The following is a 612-nucleotide window of genomic DNA, read 5'->3' on the forward strand; positions in this document are numbered from 1 at the left end:
AAAGCCCTTTTGAGGGCTAATATCAAACCACCAGTTGAACTGGTGGTTGCTGACTTAGATTTTTAAGATTAAAGGATTCTCGAGACCAAATTGTAAAAAACATGACTCCGATTATTCCTGATATTTTTGATATTTGGGAAATGGTTGAAACTACATTTGCTGATAAAGGTAATACGGTAAATCGTACATATCGCAGAAAAAAAATGTCAAAGTATGTGAATGAAGATACGGTTGTAAATTATTCTATTTTTGGCAATCAACCGATGAACTATGTATTGCCTAAAGGAATTATATTTCCAATTGTTGCGGCTTTTAGAGCATTAGTCAAGGTGGATAAGTCAACCCAGTTATATAGTTGGGAAATGTCACCTGAGAAGATCTGGAATAGGCTAGGAGGAAAACTTATTAATATTATCATGACTTCGTCGGAAGATTTATCAGATAGCCCAGACGCAGTTGCGAAATCTCCTAATACATGGGATCTTTTATATAAAGAAGTTCTTCTCTATTCTATGTTGAATACCGAATAATAAGGAATTCTATAACCGAATGAATTAAATGAAAAGTCTAATCCCCCAGCTATGCTGGGGCGAATAGTGTAAGTGGAAACGG

The 612-nt window shown here is 35.3% G+C and carries 1 protein-coding gene; it reads left to right on the plus strand.

Annotated elements, in window-relative coordinates; translation table 11 throughout:
- The first annotated feature begins 101 nt into the window (after window positions 1–101).
- Entirely contained in the window at window positions 102–530 is a 429-nt protein-coding gene (locus G5A70_RS15535) for a hypothetical protein (RefSeq protein WP_173750341.1), read from the plus strand.
- The last annotated feature ends 82 nt before the right edge of the window (window positions 531–612 follow it).

The sequence above is a fragment of the Blautia hansenii genome (genome assembly GCF_013304445.1).
In the GTDB taxonomy this organism is placed as follows: Bacteria; Bacillota; Clostridia; order Lachnospirales; family Lachnospiraceae; genus Blautia.

Excerpts from the sequence above, each read along its gene's own strand:
- G5A70_RS15535 (WP_173750341.1), top strand. The coding sequence starts at position 102 with ATGACTCCGATTATTCCTGATATTTTTGATATTTGGGAAATGGTTGAA.